19 protein-coding genes are annotated in these 18,323 nt (G+C 70.1%); 13 read left to right on the forward strand and 6 right to left on the reverse strand.

The window, feature by feature from the left end; genetic code table 11:
- Positions 1–180: hypothetical protein (locus ED92_RS43305; RefSeq protein ID WP_235213248.1), on the forward strand; the 180-nt coding region annotated here is incomplete at its 5' end.
- A 50-nt stretch (positions 181–230) separates the two neighbouring features.
- On the opposite strand, the gene ED92_RS42750 is transcribed toward ED92_RS43305, so the two are convergent.
- Complete coding sequence (locus ED92_RS42750; RefSeq protein WP_161791101.1) at positions 231–926, reverse strand: class I SAM-dependent methyltransferase; 696 nt, start codon at positions 924–926, stop codon at positions 231–233.
- Between the two features lie 118 nt (positions 927–1,044).
- Here ED92_RS42750 and ED92_RS11290 point away from each other — a divergent pair, with 118 nt between their 5' ends.
- Genes ED92_RS11290 through ED92_RS11315 form a run of 6 tightly spaced genes read left to right on the forward strand, consistent with a single transcriptional unit; the run spans position 1,045 to position 9,208 of the window.
- Entirely contained in the window at positions 1,045–2,355 is a 1,311-nt protein-coding gene (locus ED92_RS11290) for a hypothetical protein (protein WP_037336701.1), read from the forward strand.
- On the forward strand, positions 2,352–3,395 hold the full coding sequence (locus ED92_RS11295) for a hypothetical protein (protein WP_037336703.1): 1,044 nt from the start codon (positions 2,352–2,354) through the stop codon (positions 3,393–3,395). The genes ED92_RS11290 and ED92_RS11295 overlap by 4 nt, the downstream gene beginning before the upstream one ends.
- Positions 3,382–6,420, forward strand: a complete 3,039-nt coding sequence (locus tag ED92_RS11300) for a tetratricopeptide repeat protein (protein WP_235213249.1) — start codon at positions 3,382–3,384, stop codon at positions 6,418–6,420. Before ED92_RS11295 ends, ED92_RS11300 begins: the two co-directional genes overlap by 14 nt.
- A 58-nt stretch (positions 6,421–6,478) precedes the next feature.
- Complete coding sequence (locus ED92_RS11305) at positions 6,479–7,006, forward strand: hypothetical protein (protein WP_037336707.1); 528 nt, start codon at positions 6,479–6,481, stop codon at positions 7,004–7,006.
- Between the two features lie 9 nt (positions 7,007–7,015).
- Positions 7,016–7,861 (forward strand): DUF3592 domain-containing protein, encoded by an 846-nt coding sequence (locus ED92_RS11310; protein ID WP_037336709.1) that lies wholly within the window; start codon positions 7,016–7,018, stop codon positions 7,859–7,861.
- Positions 7,862–7,882: 21 nt separating this feature from the next.
- Positions 7,883–9,208, forward strand: a complete 1,326-nt coding sequence (locus ED92_RS11315) for an MFS transporter (RefSeq protein ID WP_037336711.1) — start codon at positions 7,883–7,885, stop codon at positions 9,206–9,208.
- Here ED92_RS11315 and ED92_RS11320 read toward each other — a convergent pair.
- On the reverse strand, positions 9,201–10,016 hold the full coding sequence (locus tag ED92_RS11320) for a hydrolase (RefSeq protein ID WP_235213250.1): 816 nt from the start codon (positions 10,014–10,016) through the stop codon (positions 9,201–9,203). The genes ED92_RS11315 and ED92_RS11320 overlap by 8 nt on opposite strands.
- Positions 10,017–10,098: 82 nt before the next feature.
- Positions 10,099–10,695 carry a DUF6801 domain-containing protein gene (locus tag ED92_RS11325; protein ID WP_037336713.1) on the reverse strand — a complete coding sequence of 199 codons (597 nt, stop codon included), beginning with the start codon at positions 10,693–10,695 and terminating at the stop codon, positions 10,099–10,101.
- Positions 10,696–10,922: 227 nt separating this feature from the next.
- On the opposite strand from ED92_RS11325, the gene ED92_RS11330 reads away from it, so the two are divergent.
- The 3 genes from ED92_RS11330 to ED92_RS11340 are packed head-to-tail and all read left to right on the forward strand — an operon-like array spanning position 10,923 to position 13,206.
- Positions 10,923–11,717: an adenylate/guanylate cyclase domain-containing protein gene (locus tag ED92_RS11330; protein WP_037336715.1), complete on the forward strand. Its 795-nt coding sequence runs from the start codon at positions 10,923–10,925 to the stop codon at positions 11,715–11,717.
- A gap of 57 nt (positions 11,718–11,774) precedes the next feature.
- The gene (zapE, locus tag ED92_RS11335; RefSeq protein ID WP_037336717.1) at positions 11,775–12,629 is read left to right on the forward strand and encodes a cell division protein ZapE; all 855 of its coding nucleotides are present in this window, start codon (positions 11,775–11,777) and stop codon (positions 12,627–12,629) included.
- The gene (locus ED92_RS11340) at positions 12,616–13,206 is read left to right on the forward strand and encodes a TetR/AcrR family transcriptional regulator (protein WP_200882691.1); all 591 of its coding nucleotides are present in this window, start codon (positions 12,616–12,618) and stop codon (positions 13,204–13,206) included. The genes zapE and ED92_RS11340 overlap by 14 nt, the downstream gene beginning before the upstream one ends.
- On the opposite strand, the gene ED92_RS11345 is transcribed toward ED92_RS11340, so the two are convergent.
- Together ED92_RS11345 and ED92_RS11350 are read right to left on the reverse strand one after the other, a co-directional pair.
- Complete coding sequence (locus ED92_RS11345) at positions 13,203–14,591, reverse strand: Gfo/Idh/MocA family protein (protein ID WP_037339793.1); 1,389 nt, start codon at positions 14,589–14,591, stop codon at positions 13,203–13,205. The two genes, ED92_RS11340 and ED92_RS11345, sit on opposite strands and share 4 nt — an antisense overlap.
- Positions 14,592–14,763: 172 nt before the next feature.
- Positions 14,764–15,459, reverse strand: coding sequence for a nitroreductase family protein (locus tag ED92_RS11350; protein ID WP_037336719.1), 696 nt, complete (start codon positions 15,457–15,459; stop codon positions 14,764–14,766).
- 281 nt (positions 15,460–15,740) lie between these two features.
- Here ED92_RS11350 and ED92_RS11355 point away from each other — a divergent pair, with 281 nt between their 5' ends.
- Positions 15,741–16,460, forward strand: coding sequence for a trypsin-like serine protease (locus ED92_RS11355; protein WP_037336721.1), 720 nt, complete (start codon positions 15,741–15,743; stop codon positions 16,458–16,460).
- A 65-nt stretch (positions 16,461–16,525) separates the two neighbouring features.
- Positions 16,526–16,672, forward strand: a complete 147-nt coding sequence (locus tag ED92_RS42755; RefSeq protein ID WP_161791102.1) for a hypothetical protein — start codon at positions 16,526–16,528, stop codon at positions 16,670–16,672.
- A 3-nt stretch (positions 16,673–16,675) separates the two neighbouring features.
- Here ED92_RS42755 and ED92_RS11360 read toward each other — a convergent pair whose 3' ends face one another.
- Positions 16,676–17,377, reverse strand: coding sequence for a TetR/AcrR family transcriptional regulator (locus ED92_RS11360; RefSeq protein ID WP_235213251.1), 702 nt, complete (start codon positions 17,375–17,377; stop codon positions 16,676–16,678).
- On the opposite strand from ED92_RS11360, the gene ED92_RS11365 reads away from it, so the two are divergent.
- Positions 17,348–18,298 carry a VOC family protein gene (locus ED92_RS11365; protein WP_037336724.1) on the forward strand — a complete coding sequence of 317 codons (951 nt, stop codon included), beginning with the start codon at positions 17,348–17,350 and terminating at the stop codon, positions 18,296–18,298. The genes ED92_RS11360 and ED92_RS11365 overlap by 30 nt on opposite strands.
- The last annotated feature ends 25 nt before the right edge of the window (positions 18,299–18,323 follow it).

Consider the following 18,323-nt stretch of genomic DNA (forward strand, 5'->3'; position numbering starts at 1 on the left):
AATGTGGTGACGGGCGGTGTGGGGCTGGGTTTCAGGGTTCTGGCCTGTCGCCGGAATGTGGTGACGGGCGGTGTGGGGGCTGGGTTTCAGGGTTCTGGCCTGTCGCCGGAAAGCGGCAACGGACGGCTTGTGCGGGCTAGGCTTCAGCGTTCCGGCCCGTCGCCGAAAAGCGGCAACTGACGGCTTGCGCCCAAGTAGCGGCAAGCGTCCACGAGGTCCCAGCCGACCGGCTAGCGTTTCCGTGCCCAAGCGACCAGTCCCCGTTTCGTCAGCGACAAAGGCACCGCCGTCTTGGTGGCCAGCCGCCACGCGGACGGCTCGGGCAGGCCCCGGCCGCGGAGGAACAGCGCGACCGCGGCGCGATCGGGAAGCGTCACCAATCGGGCGTCCCAGGCTCGGATCGACTCGACCTCGAACACCTTGCCCAGCAGAGGTTCGGCGGTTTCCGCGTCGAAGCTCGACGCCCGGCCCCAGCGAGGCAGCGCCCACGCCAGCTCGGGGTCATTCCACCGGCTCGACGCTGAGACGGCCAGCAGCCCACCCGGGGAGAGGACCCGCCTCACCTCGGTGAGCGCTTCCACCGGGTCGGGCACATGGTGAAGCATCCACAACGCGGCCGCACCGTCGAAGGTCGCTTCGCGGAAGGGAAGGCCGGTCACATCGGCCTGGACGGAGTATCCGGGCGCGTGGGACACGTGCGACGCCAGGTCGGCCACCACCGTCGGCACGTTCCGGCGTACCAGCAGCCGGGAAAGCGCTCCGGTGCCGCCTCCGACGTCCAGCACCAGTGAACATCCTTCGGTCGCGAAGCCGGCGGCGATCTCCGGATGGACGTCGCCGCACGAGGAGAACCACGCGGTCGAGAGCACATTGGCCGCGAAGCGTCCGGGATCACTCTCGTAATCGACGGGAACGGCGTCATTCACGACCTGACAGACTAGGGACGAGCAGGGCGGTTCGCGTCGTCTGCTCGGTGGAGTCTTTCGGGCATCAGGGTGAGGCCCGGCCTCGGATAGAGTTGTGATCAGCGCGTGAGGGAGGGCGATGACGGCATCGGGCGAACCCCGGCTGAGGTCGGCCGTTCTCGCGCAGGCGTGGCAACGGATCGACGGCGTCGAGGTCCTCTCCTCCGCCGACGGCGGCCCGCTGACCCGCACGATCAAGAAGATCATCGACCCGCTGGTGATCCGCACGGCGGCGCGTCCCCGGCTCGGTCGTCCCGTGCTGGACGCGGCGACGGCGGCGGAGTTGACGGAACTCCTGCTGGCCGACGCGGACAGGCTGCGCGCGACGGCCGCGTGGTTCACCCACCTCAAACGTCAGCGCCGCGCCCTGCGCATCACGGCGGGCAATGTGCAGGACGTCTGTTTCCCCCTGGCGTATGAACTGGCGACGGGCTTCGGCTCGCCGGGGCCCGACGCGGCGGCGACGGCTGCGGCGGCCTTGCGGGATCTCCATGGCGAGGGCGGCGCGGCGGGCGTGGATCGGCTCACCGCGTATCTCGCGGATCCGCGGCACGAGACGCGGCTGACCGCGGAGTTGCGTCGCCGCTGGGCCGCCGAAACCGTTGTGCCACAAGACATCGCCGCGCTCCGGACGTTCGTCGACGATCTTTCCGACGCCGCTTGGCGAACCCTCGCCGATTCGGCCGCCGGGCACGCTCTCGGGCTCGGGCTGAGGGAGCCGGGCGGGGCACGCGAGCTCAGCGAGATCGTCCGGGAGATCTCCGGGCTGCCCGCGCCGGATCTCGGTCTGCAGCGCGGAGATCGCACCGCCGTCCCGCCCTTGAACCGGCGCGACGAAACCGGCGCCGAACTCCTCGAACGCAGTGTCGAACGCCGCGTGCGCGCCACCCTGCGCCGTCTTCCGCCGGACGAGCGGCCTCCCGTCGAGGACCTCGTCGACGACGAACTCACCCGGGTCGCCGCCGGATTCGGGCTCGGCCTGCCCGCGCTGGCCGCGTGCTTCGCGCTGGGTGTCGTCCTCGCCCCCGCGCTGCGGCCGCTCGACGGCGCGGCCCCCGCCGGGGTCCCCGAATTCGCGCGGCGGCTCAACGCGCAGGTCGCGCGGGAGGGTTACGTCCTGCACGCCCGCCGCGCGCTGGCCGGGGCCACCCCGCTCACCCCGCGGCCCGACGCCGAACTCCTGCGTGATCTTCGCGAGTTCGCCAAGCACTTCCTCGGCAGGCTGTGGGTCCGGCTTCACGGCTTCGACGTCCGCGGCGACCTTCCCGCCGACGCCGCCGACGTCCGCGACCTCGTCACCGGAGTGGTCCGCTCGACGTCACTGGACCTCCGGACGAAGGTGCGCCGCGCGCTCATGGCCCGCCTGCCGGATCTGGAGGCCGTGTCGTGACGCATCCGGTGCACACGCCCGTCGTCGCGGCCGACGGCGGTCTCATCCGTTTCGCCCTCGCCGATCTCCTCGCGGGCAGGACGACCACGATGCGCGTCGAGCTCAGCGACGCCGGAGCCGCCGAACCGTGGCTGACCCGGCTCGTGGGCGCGGAAGCGAGTCTCGCCGCGCTCGCCCAGGGCCACGCGGATCTTCCCGCCCGGCCGGAATTGGGCAGGCTCGCGCTGCTGTTGTGGCTCCGGCGCTGGTGGCCCGCCGGCCCCTCGCTCGGAGTCCCGTCGCTGGACCCGGCGTTGCTGGACCTCGAAACGGCGGTCGCGACGGTCGACGTCGAGGACCTGGCCGAAGGGCTTCTCGACGGTTTCGAAGCCTCTCCGGCGGAACTGTTCGACGCGGCGGTCGCGGACGGAGCCCTCCTGGCAGCGGCGGGGCCGGTCGCCGACGACGTCCGGGGACTGTGCACCCGCCTTGCCGCCTGGTTCGACGAGCAAGACGACGTCGTGCGCGCCGAAGTCGCGGCGCGCGTGGAAACCCCGGCACCGAGCCAAAAAGCGTACGCACTGGCCGCGGGCCTCGATCCGGTGGCGCCCGGCGAAGGCATACTGGCGAGCGGACGGGCGAGCGTCGACTGGGCGCGGGTCCCGCCAGGGATCCTGGACGCCGGCGAGGACACGGTGAGCTGGCGGATCGTCGCCGCCGCGGCCGCCACCCGGCTCGAAGTCGTCGTCGCGGGCGCGTTCGCCGACGCGGCGATCAGCGCGTTCGCGAGCCACGAGGGCGAGTCGTTCGCGGAGGTGCCGCTGGAGCTGGGCGCCGGTCGGTTCAGCGGCACGACCAACTTGGACGAGACCGCGGCCCGGCTGGCGGCGCGTGTCCCACCTGGACAGATCGCCGTCGTCGTCGGGGTGGCGGACGAGAGTGTCGCCGGGACCACGGCGGAAGACCGGGCGGAGGTGGTCGCGCTCGTGCGGGCCCGCCCGCCCGAGCTCAGGACGCTGGCCGAACGGGCGGCGGCCGCTTCCGCCGATGAGGAGTTCTGACGTGCTCGTCGGCATGCCGCCGCCCCGGAACCCGCCGGATCGCCCGCTTCCGCCCGAACTGGGCCCCGCGAGCTCGCACGGGTACAACTGTCGTTGCGTCGCACGGTATTTCGGTCTCGATCCGGCCCCGTACGGCGAACTCCCCGCCTGCTCGCTGTCCGAACGCCAGTACCGGAAGCTGCTGGTGGAGGCGGCCAAGGTCCAAGACGAGGCCAAACGACTGGCTGTCACGCGGAACGTCGCGGACGCGCAACGGAAGTACGCCCGGATGCGGGAGATCGCGCAGCGGCTCGACCGGACGGATCTGGAACTCGCCGCGGTCAGCGACCTGGCCACGCTCTGCTATTCGGCGGGCGATCTGCGCAACGCGCGGCAATGCGCCGAAGCCGTGCTCAACGTCTTCAAGGTGAGCGCCGTCGCCATCGTCCACTTCGGACAGTATGCCGAGGCACGGATGATCGAAGGCTCCCGCGAGGTCGCCGAGCGCGTGCTCATCTCCCTGGCCACCGAGGAAGGTGACGTCGCCAAGGCACGCGAGCTGATCGCCGGGCAGCGGCGCCGGGCGGCATTCCGCAAGGAGGCGGGACCGGACCAGTATCCGCCCGAGCTGCTCGACGTCCACGGGGTCGACGAGCTGGAACTGAGGATCTTCGACGTGCGGGTGCAGATCGCGGCCGGGGATTTCGCCGGCGCGCGGACGGCGATCGACGAGATCCTGGCGGCGTTGGACGCGCTCGCCGAGAACGACGAGGTCCGCGAGCGGGTCGTGCACCAGCAGGCCATGGTCAGGGCCGAACGTGCCAGGATCCGCCAGGCGGGTGGTGAGGACGCCGACGCGCGGGCGGACCTCCTGAGGCTGACGGCTCAGCACGCTGGGAGCCCGATGGCCGCCAAGATGGGCATAGGGCTGGCGGAGGCCCGCGCCCTCGCGGGTGATTTCCCCGGCGCGGTCACCGCGATCGTCACCGCCCGCGACGAACTCGCGGCGGCGGGCCTGACCGGCGACGTCGCGGAGGCGAGCCACGCGCTGGGCATGTTGCTGCTGCACGCGGGCGACGTCTCGCAGGCCAGAGCGCAGTTCGAACACGCGGGAGCGATCCGGACAGCCAACGGCGACGGTCCGGGTCTGCGCCTCGTGGACACGGCACTGGCCCGCTGCGCGGCCGCGGAAGGCGACTGGGCGACGGCGGAGGACCACGCGCACCGCGCGAGGGAATCGGCGCGGACGGCGGGGGACTGGGCGGATCTCCTGCACACGGATTTCGTGGCGGCGTCGATCGGGTTCGCCCGTGGAGAAGACCTGCCCGCGGTGCTGGATCTGCTGCTCCCGCTGACGCTCGCGGCAGCGGAATACCGGTTCGAGTTCGTCTCGCCGGAAGCGCGCACGGCGTGGGCGCGGGACATCGCGGCCCCGACGATGGGGATGGCGCTCGCGTTGCTGGCCCAGCTCGAGGAGCCGAGGCTCGCGGCGGAACTCGTCGAGCGCACCTGTGCCGTCGGCGCGTACACGGGCACGGAGGAGCCCACACTGGGCCTCACCGGCGCGCTTCCCAGTCTCGAAGTCGGCCCGGTCACCGAGGGGCTTCCGTTGGCGGCACTGGGTTCCGTGACTTCGTCGCTTCCGCTGCGGCTCGCCCCGCCGCCCGCGCTGCGCTGGTCGCCGTCGTCGCCCATGGAACTGGACCGGTGGCTCGCCGTCGCCGCCGAGCGGTACCGGCTGCCTCGTCCGGTCACCGGCACCGTCGAGACCTGGCCCGCCGCGAAGCCCGGGCGCGAGACTTTCCTCCTGCGCTTCGCCGACGCCGGGCACACCTTCCTCACCTGGCGGACCACCGAGGACCTCGACACCGTCCACACGCACCCGATCGGCTTCGCCCTGGTCGGGACCGCCCGCCAGGTCTTGGACGCCGCGTCCCCGACACCGCACGAAGGCGAAAGCGTGGCCGACGCGGTCCGGCGCTCGCTGGGCGAAGACGCGTTCGGGAGCTTCGCCGGGGAACAACGCCTGGCCCGTGTGCTCGCGCTCAACCTCCTGCCCGCCGACCTGGTCGAGCGACTCCGTCGTGCCGCCGCCGGGGGAAACCGCCCGCTCCTGCGGATCCAGCCGTCGCCGAGCCTCGCCGGTGTCCCGTGGGGACTGCTGGCGCTGCCCGACCGGCGGGCCGATCGCGTGCTGGAAATCGACGAGCTCGGCCTCTGTTTCGACGGCGACGAGCGCGTCCTCGACGTCGCCGACGTTTCGCTGCTCGCCCCGTCCGCGATCCCGCGTCGCCCGTCCTCGGCCGACGGCCCGCCGGTCTACCTGCTCGACCCGCGCATCCCCGGCCAGAGCGCGTTCGGCGAGCTGGGCTCCGTGCTCGGCAAACAGGACGCGACCTCACCGTTGATCCGCCATCTCGACGAGCGGCTCGCCGAGGGGCCGGTCCTTCCCGCCGCCGGACGCGGGCTCGATCTGGTGCGCCGCACCGACACCGACCGCCGCCTGCTCGCGGAACTCGTGGCGGGGCCTTGTTCGCGGCTGGTGTTCGTCGGGCACGTCAGCCGCGTCCGCGATGAGCACGGCGCGCAGACCGCCCTGCATCTGTCCTGTGCGGCCGATCTTCCGGGTACGGCCGCCCCGATCGGCGCGCACCGGCCGTTCACCGCCGCCGACCTCGCACTGTCCGAAATGGACATTCCCGCGCGGGTGGCGCTCATCGGCTGTGCCAGCGCGAGCGATTTCGGCCTCGCCGAACCGTTCGGAGTGCTGCTCGCCGCCGTCGCGGCCGGGGCCGGTCTGGTCGCCGCCACCGTCTGGGCGCTGCCGACGTCGGCCGCCGTACCCGGCGCGGACCCGATGTCCGAACTGGTCATCGCCGTGGACACCGCGCTCGCCGGTGAGGATCCGGTCACCGAGCTGTGTGCCTGGCAGCGTTCCCGGCTCGCCCGCTGGCGCGAGAACCCCGAACCGGCGACCTCTCCGGTCTTCTGGGCGCCGCTGACCTGCCTCGACGCGACCGACGACGGGAAAACCTGGGTTCGGTAGCGGGACGGGCCGCCGAAGCTGTGTCCAGCACGAACGACACGGCGAAAGGCGGCACCCGATGTTCAAGAAGATCCGCGACAAGATCAACGACGCGACGCAGCAGGGCATGGCGCGGGGAGAGCAGGACTTCCAGCGCCACGCGGAGCAGTTCCGGCAGGCCGCCGCCGCGCAGGGCCACGACATCACGCCGCAGCTGCCGACTCCGCAGCTGGCCGCGCAGGCGTTCCGGAGCCTCAACGCCGACCCGGACATGGCGGCGTTCCTGGCGTTGCCGATGGACGAGCAGTTGCGCCAGCAGCAGGAACTGCAGGCCTACGGCACCGAACTGCGGCGGCTCTACGACACCTGCGAGCCGGCCACCCTGGCGGTCCGCGGGCTGGAGCCGACCGGGCGGAAGATCGCCGGACAGGCGCAGTACACGGCGACGCTCGAGGTCACCCGCGCCGACGGCACCACCTACCGGACGGTGACGCAGCTGATCACGCCGCTGGCGACGCTCCAGCAGTACGCGCCCGGTACCCGGCACGAAGCCCGCGTCGACCCCGCCGACCCGGCGAAGGTCGCCGTGTTCGGCCCGATCGGTTAGGCGGTAGGCATGTTCGGGACCTTCGAATTCGGCCTGCCGGAAGACTCCCGGCGGGCCCGCCGCCCAGGCCTGCGTCTGTGGCTGCTCGGCGTGCCCACGACGCTGGCCTGGGCGGTCGTGGGCTGGTCGGGCGCGCTCGGGCTGCTGGACGGTTTCCGGTTGATGTCGCTGAACCGCGTCGACGCGTGGGGGGCCGACGCGGGCCCGGCGGTCTCCCTCGTCCTGCTCTTCAGCATCTCGATCACGGTGGCTTCGTCGCTCGGGTTCGCGATGCTGTGGGGCGGCGGGGTGTCGCTGCGCGGGGTGGGCGTCGGCTTCCGGGCGAGCAGCCTGGCCGCCTCCCTCGGCATCGCGCTGGGCGCCGGCGCCGCGATTCCGTCCTGGACGCCGCCGGAGGCGGTGGGGAAGCGGCTGCCATCCGAACCGTGGACCGAGGTGGACTGGGTCGTCTACTACGAGCCGTATCTCGTCCCGGTGGTGGCCGGGGTGACCGCACTGGTCATGATCATGGTGCTGGGACGGGCGTTCGTCACCAAGGCCGAAGCGGACGACCGCGCGGAGGCGCTGGCGCGGACCGGCCGCCAGGTGATGGGCACCGTGGTCGGCGTCGAGTTCACCAACGTCTGGGTGATGGGGAATCCCCGGTTCACCGTGCAGGTCCGGTTCCCCACCGACGCGGGGGAGCGGACCGTCACCGCCACGATGATCACCTCGCCGTTGCAGGCACCGGCCCGCGGTTCGACGGTCAAGGTCACCTACGACCCGCGCGATCCGGAGTCGGTCCGGATCGATCCGGATCCGGCGGATCGGGCGGCGGGCGGAAACCTCGGTGCCTTCCTGCCCCCGTTGTTCTGATCGCCCTCTACACTCCCGCGGATGGACGAACAGACGGCAGAGGTGTCCACCGCGCAGGCGGTCCGCAAGGCGATGATCCGGCTGGTCCCGTTCCTCGGGCTGCTCTATCTGCTCAACTATCTCGACCGGGTCAACGTCGGGTTCGCGGCGCTCACCATGAACGCCGACCTCGGCATCAGCTCGGCGGCCTACGGGCTCGGCGCCGGCCTCTTCTTCGTCGGGTATTTCTTCTTCGAGGTGCCCAGCAACGTCATCCTGCACAAGGTCGGGGCCAGGGTCTGGATCGCGCGGATCATGGTCACCTGGGGCATCGTCGCCTCGGCCACCGCGTTCATCCAGGGCGAGGTCAGCTTCTACATCGTGCGGGTGCTGCTCGGTATCGCCGAGGCCGGGTTCTTCCCCGGCATCATCCTGTACCTGACCTACTGGTTCCCGCGGAAGGTGCGGGCCAAGATCGTCGCGCTGTTCTTCCTGGCGGTCCCGCTCTCGTCGGTCATCGGCAGTCCGATCTCCGCCCTGCTCATCAAGCACGGCGACGGGGCTCTCGGCTTCGACTCGGGCTGGCGCTTCATGTTCTTCGCCGAAGGTGTTCCTTCGATCCTGCTCGGCATCGCGGTGCTGTTCCTGCTGCCGAACCGGCCGAAGAACGCGAAATGGCTGACCCCGGACCAGCGCACCGCGCTGCAGTCGACCCTCGACGCCGAGGACACCCGCGAGGTCGGCCACGAGGTGAGCACGCGGAAGGCGCTGACCGATCCGCGCGTGCTCGCGCTGAGCGCCGTCTACTTCGGGATCATCTTCGGCCTCTACGTGCTCGCGTTCTTCCTCCCGCAGGTGATCAAGGGCTTCGAGCAGCAGTTCCAGACCAAATACAGCATCGTCGAAATCGGCCTGATCACGGCGGTCCCGTATGCCATCGCCGCCGTCGCCATGGTGTTGTGGGCACGCCATTCCGACCGCACCGGCGAACGCGCCGGGCACGTCGCCATCGCCGCGTTCGTCGGCGCGGTCTCGATCGCGGCGGCGCTCTACCTGGGTTCGCCGTTGCTGGTGATGGCCGCGGTGACGCTGTGCGCGGTCGGCGTGTTCACCGCGGTCCCGGTGTTCTGGCAGCTGCCGAACGCCTTCCTCACCGGCGTCGGCGCGGCCGCCGGCATCGGCCTGATCAACTCCTTCGGCAACCTGTCGGGTTTCGTGGGTCCCTACCTCGTCGGCTGGCTGCAGGGGCTGACCGGCAGCTTCCGGCCCGGCATGTGGGCCGTCGCGTTCTTCATGGGGATGGCCGGTGTCATCGCGTTGTTCTTCCGCCGCAAGGAGAAGGCCAAGGAGAACCTCGCGGTCAAGTGAGGTGGTCGAAGTCGCCGTTCACCCACCGGACATGGGTTTCGGCGCTTCGGCGCACGACGGCGCGGGCGTCACGATCGATCGTGTCCCCGCCCAGGGTGTAGAGCCGGTCGTAGGGGAAGTCGTCGAGCCGGTCGACGATGCGGCGGACCACGGCTGCCGACAGCGGGATGTGCTTGGGGAAGTTGCGCTGGAACGAAACCCAGCCCGGCGCGAGCCCACCCGAGATCGTGTCGCCCGCCAGGATGCTGCCGTCCGGTGTCCTGGCGACGGCGCTGCCGCGCATATGCCCGCCGAGCCGGATCAGTTCGAGGCCGGGCAAGGGTTCCACGTGCTCGTCCCAGAACTCGAACGCCGGATCGGGTGCGGGCAGCCATTCGCGGTTGCGTTCGTTGACCAGCACCGGGACCCCGCCCAGCGCGCGGCTCCAGCCGAGCTGGGCGCCGAACATATGCGGATGGCTGGTGGCGATCACGGCGACGTCGCCGAGACCGCGCACGACGTCGAGCACCTCGGTGTCCAACCAGGACGGCGGATCCCAGAGCAGGGTCCCCGCCGGAGTCGTCGCGAGGAACGACCAGTGCCCGATCGCGAACTGAGGGTCCCGCTTGATGCTGTGCAGCCCGCGGCCGTGATCCCGGCGCAGGGTCTTGTGCGGCAAGGACATCAGTTCTTCGTGCGTCCACCAGCGTCCGGTGTGCGCGCCGAGGTCACCGGCTTCCTCCATACCGACCTCGCCGCGGTCGAGCACGCACCGGGGCGGCTCCGGGGTGGCCGGGTGTTCGATACCGCACCTGTCGCAGATCCACATGATCGAGAGTCTGTGACCTCCAGTGCGCTTGAGGTCAAGACGCGTCTTCCCCCGGCTCGGCGAGCCGGGGGAAGACGGGTGATCAGCTGACGGTCGTCTTGCCGAGGACGGCGTCCTGGTCGGGCGGGTCGAGGGTGAGGTTGACGTCGAACTCGCCGAGCGAACTGTCGGTGACGATATGCGAGGTCGCCGCGGCGTCCACGCTGCTGGTCGCCTCACCGGCGGGGGTCCCGGCCGGGATGGTGAAGTCGACCTTGCCCGTCGCGGTGAACTTCAGCGAGCCTTCCGCGGGCACCTCGGTGTCGGGGATCGGCAGTTCGATGGGGATCGACACCTTCTGCTCGCCGAGCGCGATGTTCACCTTCGAGCTGATGGTGCCGGAGAGCTTCTTCGCACCGACCAGCCGGAGCCCGTCGCCGGCGGCCTGACCGGAATCGACGTCGAGGGTGAACGGCACCGAAATCGGCTCACCCGCCTTGGCCGTCGCCGGGATTTCCGCCTTCACCACCACTGCCACCTTCTGGTCGCCGATGATGGGGAAGCCGCCCTTGTACGTGAGATTCTTTTCGACGGCGGCCGCGGTTCCCGCCGCGGTTAGCATTACGGTTCCGGCGACCACGGCCGCGATCCCGGCCGCGCGGAATCGCCGGACACCCTTCCGTACGAGGGTTTCCGTCATGTCAGGTCCTTTCGTCGTTGAATGGGCTCGAAACCGAATGTAGGTGGAAAGTCACCAACGAGGAAAGGGAAAGATCTCTCGCGTTTTCTTTACGCTTCGATCTTGTCACGCGTATGGAGAATGGTGAGTTCGCGAATTGTCACGCGAAGGCGGAAAGGGGAGCTGCCGTCCGTGTTCTTGTCACCCCGGTGACAGGTGCTCCGTCCGCGCGGCGAACGACTATCGTCTTGATCGTGACCGAACGACCTGAGCCGTGGCACCTCCGGACCCGCAGGTTCCTGCGCGCGACGGACCAGCGCGGTGAGCTGGTGCGCGGCGCGCGGTTCCTGCGCGGGCTCGTCCCCGGGAACGCCGAGCCACTGGCGCCGTCGACGGGACGCTCGTCCGATCGGCTCGCCCGCCTGCTCACCGAGGCGGGTGCCGACCGGCCCAGCGCCACCCGCGAGCTGGGGCTGGCCGCGGTCCAGGCCTGGCAGGCCGTCCGCCGCTCCGGCGCCCCGCCGCTGTCCGCGGACGGCATCACCGTGCTGTTCACCGACCTCGTCGGCTTTTCGACCTGGGCGCTGGAGGCCGGCGACGACCGCGTGCTGGAGCTGCTGCGGGAGGTCTCCAAGGTGACCGAGTCGATCGTCGCCGGGCACCGCGGCAGTGTCGTCAAGGGGCTCGGCGACGGGGTGATGGCCGTGTTCGCCGACCCGGGGGAGGCGGTGAACGCCGCCTACGAGACGTGTTCCGCCGTGAGCGTGATCAAGGCCGAGGGTTACCTGCCCCATCTGCGCGCGGGGCTGCACCGCGGGAATCCGCAGCGGGTCGGCGACGACTATCTCGGCGTCGACGTGAACATCGCCGCCCGGATCATGGCCGCCGCCGACGGCGACGAGGTCCTGGCCAGCGCCAGCGTCGTCGAAGAACTCGACCAGGACACCTTCACCGTGCGCCCGCGCCGGAACTTCCGGGCCAAGGGAACCCCGAGGGACCTGCGCGTCTTCCGGGTCGTTCCCCGGTACACGGCCGACGGCTGAGTGTCCTCTCGATCACCTTCGCTTGCCCGGCCCTCTATTTCTCTAGAGGCTTCCTCTATGGGCATAGAGCTGGACTCCGGGCAGATCGCCGTGGCGGCGCTGCTGGACGAGGTGCCGCGCAGGCGGCGTGGTGTCTACCTGTGGGGTTCCGTCGGGCGGGGCAAGACGATGCTGCTCGACGCCTTCCACGCGGCCGCGCCCGGCCGCAAGAGCCGATGGCATCTGCATCATCTGCTCGCGCATCTGCAGTCCACCGCGCACGACCTCGGCGGGATCGACCGGGCCGTCGCCGCGGTGCTGGACCGGCTCTCGCTGTTGTGCGTCGACGAGTTCCATCTGCACGACATCGGCGACGCGATGCTCCTGCGGCGTTTGCTGGACGCGGTGTTCGCCCGGAAGATCACGCTGGTCGCGACGTCGAACTACCCACCGGAAGGGCTGCTGCCGGATCCGCTCTTCCACGACAAGATCGAGGCCGTCGTGACGGCGCTTCGGGCGCATCTCGACGTCGTTCGCCTCGACGGCGAGAACGACTACCGCCTGCCAGGGACCAGGCCGGGCCGATTCGTCGTCGGCGAGCCGCCCGAGTCGACGGCCGGTGTCACGTTCGGTTTCGGCGAGCTCTGCGCGACGACGGAGATGTCGACCAGGGACTACCTGGAGCTGGCCGCGCGCCACCGCCGGTGGACCATCACCGACGTCCCGCCGTTGAGGACGGCGGGGGCCGACGCCACGATGCGGTTCCGGGTCCTGATCGACATCCTCGTCGACCAGGGCGTCGAACTGGCCGTCTACGCGACCGCGTCGCTGGACGAACTCTTCCGTGACCCTCCGGAAGTCCCGGATCTGGACCGGATCCGGAGCAGGCTCACCGCGCTGTCCGACGGGAAGGTCCACTGTGGAGCCCACTGACCGGCGGACCATGATCGCCGAAGCCGCGACGGAAATCCTCGCCTCGCAAGGAATCCGCGGGCTGACGCACAGCGCCGTCGACGTCCGGCTGGACCTGCCGCGCGGCTCGACGTCGTACTACTTCCGCACGCGCCAGGCGTTGCTGGAAGCGGTGGTCCGGCGTATCGCGGACACGTCCGCCCACCGCTTCCAGCTGACCGGACTGGCGCACGCCGCCGTCGCCGGCCACACCGCCGCGGCGCGGGCGATGGCGGCGTGGCTCGACGACCTCTTGGTGAGCCGCCGCCATCACGTCACCGCCCGCTACGCGCTGACGATCGAACTCGCCGGCTTCCCCGACCTCCACGAACTCCTCGCGCGGGCCCTCTTCTCCCGTGAGCACGCGCTGCGGTTGTGCGAAGCCCTCGGCGCGTCCGATGCCGGCACGGCGAGCGCGGACCTCGTCAGCCTGATCGAAGGCCTGCTGTTCGACCGGTTCGCCGGTGCGGGTTCCCTCGACGGCGTCGAGGCGGGCACCCCGGCGAGTATCGACCAGTTCACCCGGCCGCTGGCGGCCTATCTGCGGGGAATGGCTTAGCCGGGCATCTCCGAAGGCTGCGAGTCCAGCCCCGGCCGGGCTTTCGTCCAGCCGCCACGCGTGAAGTCCGGTACCGCCACCGGTTTCCCGCCGCGCTCGAGGGAGACCACGCTCAACGGCACGGGGGAGCACCAGGCCGCCGAGTCGTAGACGTCGATGTCCGGCACCAGCCCGGCCCGCATCTGTTGCACGATCCGCCACTGCAGCACGTAGTCCATGCCGCCGTGCCCGCCGAGGTTCGGGTCGTCCTTGAGCTTCTTCCACAGCCAGTGGTCGTGGCGGTCGCGGTACGGCCCGAAGTCCTTCCACGCGTGACCGCTGTGGTCGGGCTCGACGTAGATCCGGGCGGGGTAGTCCTCCACGATGCCGCGGCTGCCGGCGAGGCTGTTGATGCGGCTGTACGGGCGCGGCGAGCTGACGTCGTGCTCGGCGCGGATGATCCGGCCCTGCTCGGTCTCGATCAGACAGGTCACCAGGTCGCCGTTGATGTAGGTCTCCTTCCACGACGGGTGACCCGGCGGCATGTGGCGTTTCCGGTAATCGGCGAGGCCCTTCGGCTCGGTCGCCGTGGCGCGCAACGTGGCGAACCGATCGCCGCGGTTGACGTCCATGCAGGCGGCGATCGGCGCGAGACCGTGCATCGGGTAGAAACTCGCGGTGCTGCGCGTGTGCCACTTCCGGCGCCACGCGTCGGTGTAGTACGTGTCGGAGAACAGCAGTTCGCGGAGGTCGTGCAGGTAACCGCCGTGCCCGTTGGTGACCTCGCCGAAGACGCCCTCGTGCGCCATCTTGAGGATGGCCAGCTCGTTGCGGCCGTAACTGCAGTTCTCGGCGAGGAACAGGTGTTTGCGGGTTTGCTCGCTGGTGTCGACGAGGTCCCACAGCTGGTCGAGCTCGGTGGCGATGGGCAGTTCGACGCCGACGTGCTTGCCGGACAGCAGTGCGGCCTTGCCCTGCGGGTAGTGGAACTCCCACGGCGTGGCGATGTAGACGAGGTCGATGTCGTCCCGCGCGAGCAGCTTCCGGTAGGCGTCGGCGGATCCGCCGTACTCCGCCGGACGCGGACGCCCGTCGGCGGCGAGCTTGTCCGCGGCGGCCTTCGCGCGCTCGGCGCGGATGTCGCAGACGGCCGTGACCGCGGCGCCCGGGACGGCACTCCAGCCGCCGATCATGGACATCCCGCGGTTGCCGAGACCGATCATCCCGATCCGGACGGTCTGGTGCCGTTCGAACGGGACGCCGATCATGCTGCGCCGGCCAGGACGGCGGGGCGAGGTCGCGGCTTCTTCCGCGGCGGTGGCGCTCGCCGGCATCGCGGCGAGCGCCCCGGCGGCGAGCGCGCCACCGAACAGTGTCCGCCGGGAGACAGAGGGCAGGTCGGCCATGAAGAACACTCCTTCGTGTCGCCTTCGGTGCCCAGACTTTGTCCAATCGCCGCCGGATATGTCAAGAGATGCGCCAAAGTGAGCAGTAAACTGCACTAATGCGCAGTTTGACTGTGTGTTCGCGGCCGCTTCGCGCAACCCGGGTGCGCGCGCACCCGGGTCGCGCGTCGGCTCAGCGACGGATCATGACCTGATCGATCGACTTGCGCACGAGGTTCGGCACGACGCAGTCGTCCGCCGGATAGCCCACCGGGATGACGGCGAACGCCTTCTCGTTCTGCGGCCGCTCGAGTAGCTCGCCGAGGAACCGCATGGGCGACGGCGTATGCGTCAACGCGGCCAGCCCGGAGAGATGCAGCGCCGTGAGCAGCATGCCGACCGCGATGCCCACCGATTCGTCGACGTAGTAATGCTTGTGCTTGGTGCCGTCCTCGTCGAGGAAGTAGCGCTGCTGGAAGACCACGATGAGGTACGGGGCGTCGGTGAGATGGGTCTTCACGGCGTCGGTGCCCAACGGGCGCAAGGCGGACAGCCACTCCTCGCCGAGCCTGCCCTCGTACGAAACGCGCTCTTCCTCTTCGGCGGCTTCACGAATCCGCTGTTTGGTCGCGGCGTCCTTGATGAGCACGAACGTCCACGGCTGCTGATGCGCGCCGCTGGGCGCGGTCGAGGCCACCGCGATGGCGTCGACGACCACCTGCTCGGGCACCGGGTCGGTCGAGAACATCCGCACGGTGCGGCGGTCGTCCATGCGGCGGCGCAGATCGGCGGCGGTGGCCAGCGATTCCTCCTCGGACATGCGCGCCGGACGATAGGGAACCGGCTCGAAGGGGTCGCCGTAGGTCGGGGTCCACTGTGCTGCGGTCATGGTGGCGATTCTGTCGGCGGGAAGGGTTTTCGGGAAGACCCGGCGCCGGGTTATGTCCCTGGAGTTATGCCGCCATCCGTCTCAAGTGGACGGACGCCGGGTGTCGTAACCGGCGGGTGGTTCCGGTACCTAGAGGGGCACTTAGCGGTGGTGGGGGCGAAGAGATAAGTACCTACTGCACGACTTTCGGCGGTGTCCGATTTCTCTTGCCGCGTCCCAGAATCAGCACACCCCGTCCCCATCGCGCGGCCGGATCCCGGCCGCAGAAATGAGTCGGAACCATGCGACTTCGCTCCTTCGCACTGATCGCCGGCACCGCCTTCGCGGCACTGCTCGGCGTCACCGCCCCCGTGGCGTCCGCCGCGGAACCGTCCTCCGACGTCCAGCCGATGATCATCGGCGGCCAGAACGCCTCGAGCGGCCCGTGGGCGGCCAGGCTCTTCGCCAACGGCCGGCAAACGTGTACCTCGACGATCATCGCGCCGCAGTACATCCTGACCGCGAAGCACTGCGTGGCCAGCGGCGGCACGTTCACCTTCCGGATCGGGAGCCTCGACCAGCAGAGCGGCGGCACCATGGCCACCGGCTCCACCGTCACCCGGCACCCGAGCGCGGACCTCGCGATCGTGAAGCTGACGACCTCGGTCAACGCCACCTACTCGCCGCTGGGCACCACCGCCAGCGTCTCCGTCGGCCAGACCGTCCAGGTCTACGGCTGGGGCGCGACGAGCCAGTGCGGCTCGGAGATCAACTGCCAGTCGCGCTACCTGAAGGTCGCCAACGTCTCGGTCACTTCGGTCTCCTGCCGTGACTACAACGGCGGCATCGCGGTGTGCGCGCGCCGCGGCGACGGCATCACCGCCGGCGGGGACTCGGGCGGCCCGATGTTCGCCTCCGGACGCCAGGTCGGCGTCGCGTCGACGAGCGACCGGCAGACCACGACCGCGTACACGAACATCACGCGGTACCGGCCGTGGATCCAGCAGGTGGCCGGCGTCTGAGGTTCGGTTGTGGCGGGGCCCTTCCCGGCTGTTGCCGGGGAGGGCCCTGTCCGCACCAGCACGCAGTGAACGCCTCGTCGCGAGCTGCGGAGATTCTTCCCGAGCCGCCGCAGTTGCGGCGCGTGTTCATCGGAGGCGACGAGATCATGGTCGTCTTCTCGCCCGAGACGATGCGCGACATGGGCTTCGGCGACACCCCATTCCTTCACTAGCCGTCAGCGCTCGTCGGGCCGGCTTCGCATGAGATGGTCGATCAGATCCACGAACAACGTGAAGGTGCGGTCCACCCGTTCCCGGTCGCCGGTGGCGAGCAGGTCGAGCTGCAGGCCGCGTGCCTGGGCCACGATCATCGTCGCCACCAGAGGCGCTTGCTCACGGGGACACCCGTCCGCGATGACCAGACTTTCCATCAGGGTCAACGAGTCCAGCACGACCTGCTGCCGGAAGCGCTCGTAGCGGTCGGGATCCCGTGCTGCCTGAGCGAAGACCTCGAACAGCAACCGGTAGACGGGCAGACGTTCCGCTGTCGTCGAGTCTCGCCACCAGGCGACCAGGCTCGTCAGACGGGCGGGCGAGCCGGCCAAGCCCGTCGCGTCTGACAGCCGTTGACGCAAGAGGTCGATGACCTCCGTGACGAGGTTCTCCTTCGAGTCGAAGTGATGCAGCAGCGTCCCGTGGCTGACTCCGACCGCCTCGGCCAACGGCCGCATCGCCAGGCCGGTGAGCCCGTGCGACAGGACGTGGTCGGTCACGGCCTCGAGCAGTTCGGGCCGCCGATGCTGATAGCGGACGCGCCGGCCGTCGATGTGATCCGCGCTCATCACGTGACAGTACGCCCGGGCAAGATAGATTGACCAGTTGGTCGAGCTACTTCTACAGTGGCCGTCATGGCCACCGAGATCACCCGGCTGCACCACGCCGGTCACGTCGTCCGCGACATGCCCGCTGCGCTCGATCTCTATCGGCGTCTGGGTTTCGTCATGCCCGCGCCCACCTACCCCGCGATGCCACCGAGGGAAGGGGGCGAGCCCGAGCCGTTCGGCGCCGCCAACACGCACGCCGACTTCCTGGGCGACTTCCTCGAATTGGCCACGGTCGTCACCACCGACGGCCAGGTACCGCCCGATGCCCGGCTCGTCCCGCTGCAGGCCCCGCCCGACGTGCTGCCGACGCTGGTGGGGCGGATCAACGCCACTCGCGCCAACCTGGCGGAATGCCTGGAACGCTTCGAGGGCTTGCACATCCTGATGTTCTCTTCATCCGACATCGACGTCACCGCCACCCGGTTGACCGCCGCGGGGGTAGGGCATGGCGGAGTGAACACGGTGCGACGTCCGGCCGGTGGCGAGGTCGAGACCGTCCGCTATCTGGAGATCGACGGCGCGAGGCCGGGCTTGGAGGCGGAAGGCAGGATCGGCGTCGTCGCGGACCTGGACCCACGGGTTCAGGCCACTCGGCTGGTCGACCACCCCAACGGCGCAAGCGGCCTCGTCGATGCCGTTCTCTGCACCGCCGACGCCGAACTGGATACCGTCCAGGCGCGCTACGAGCGTTACCTGGGGCTGGCGCCCCGAAAGGAAGGGCCCTCCCGAGTCTTCGACCTCGACGGGGCGACGCTGACCCTCGTGCCCGCGTCCGGTCTCACCGCGCTGTTTCCCGGCGAGCAGGCTCCCGCACTGCCCGCCCTCGTCTCGTGCACCGTTGCCGTCCACGATCTGGCCGCCGTGGAGAACCTGTTGCGGGACAACAACGTTCCACTGGTGCGGGCGCCGTCTGGAGATGTCTTCGTGCCGGCCACGGCCGCGCTCGGCACCGCGATCGCCTTCCGGCAAGCGTAATCCGCTGGTCAGGGGTCGACCCCGA

It is taken from the genome of Amycolatopsis sp. MJM2582 (genome assembly GCF_000754115.1).
Taxonomy (GTDB): Bacteria; Actinomycetota; Actinomycetes; order Mycobacteriales; family Pseudonocardiaceae; genus Amycolatopsis; species Amycolatopsis japonica.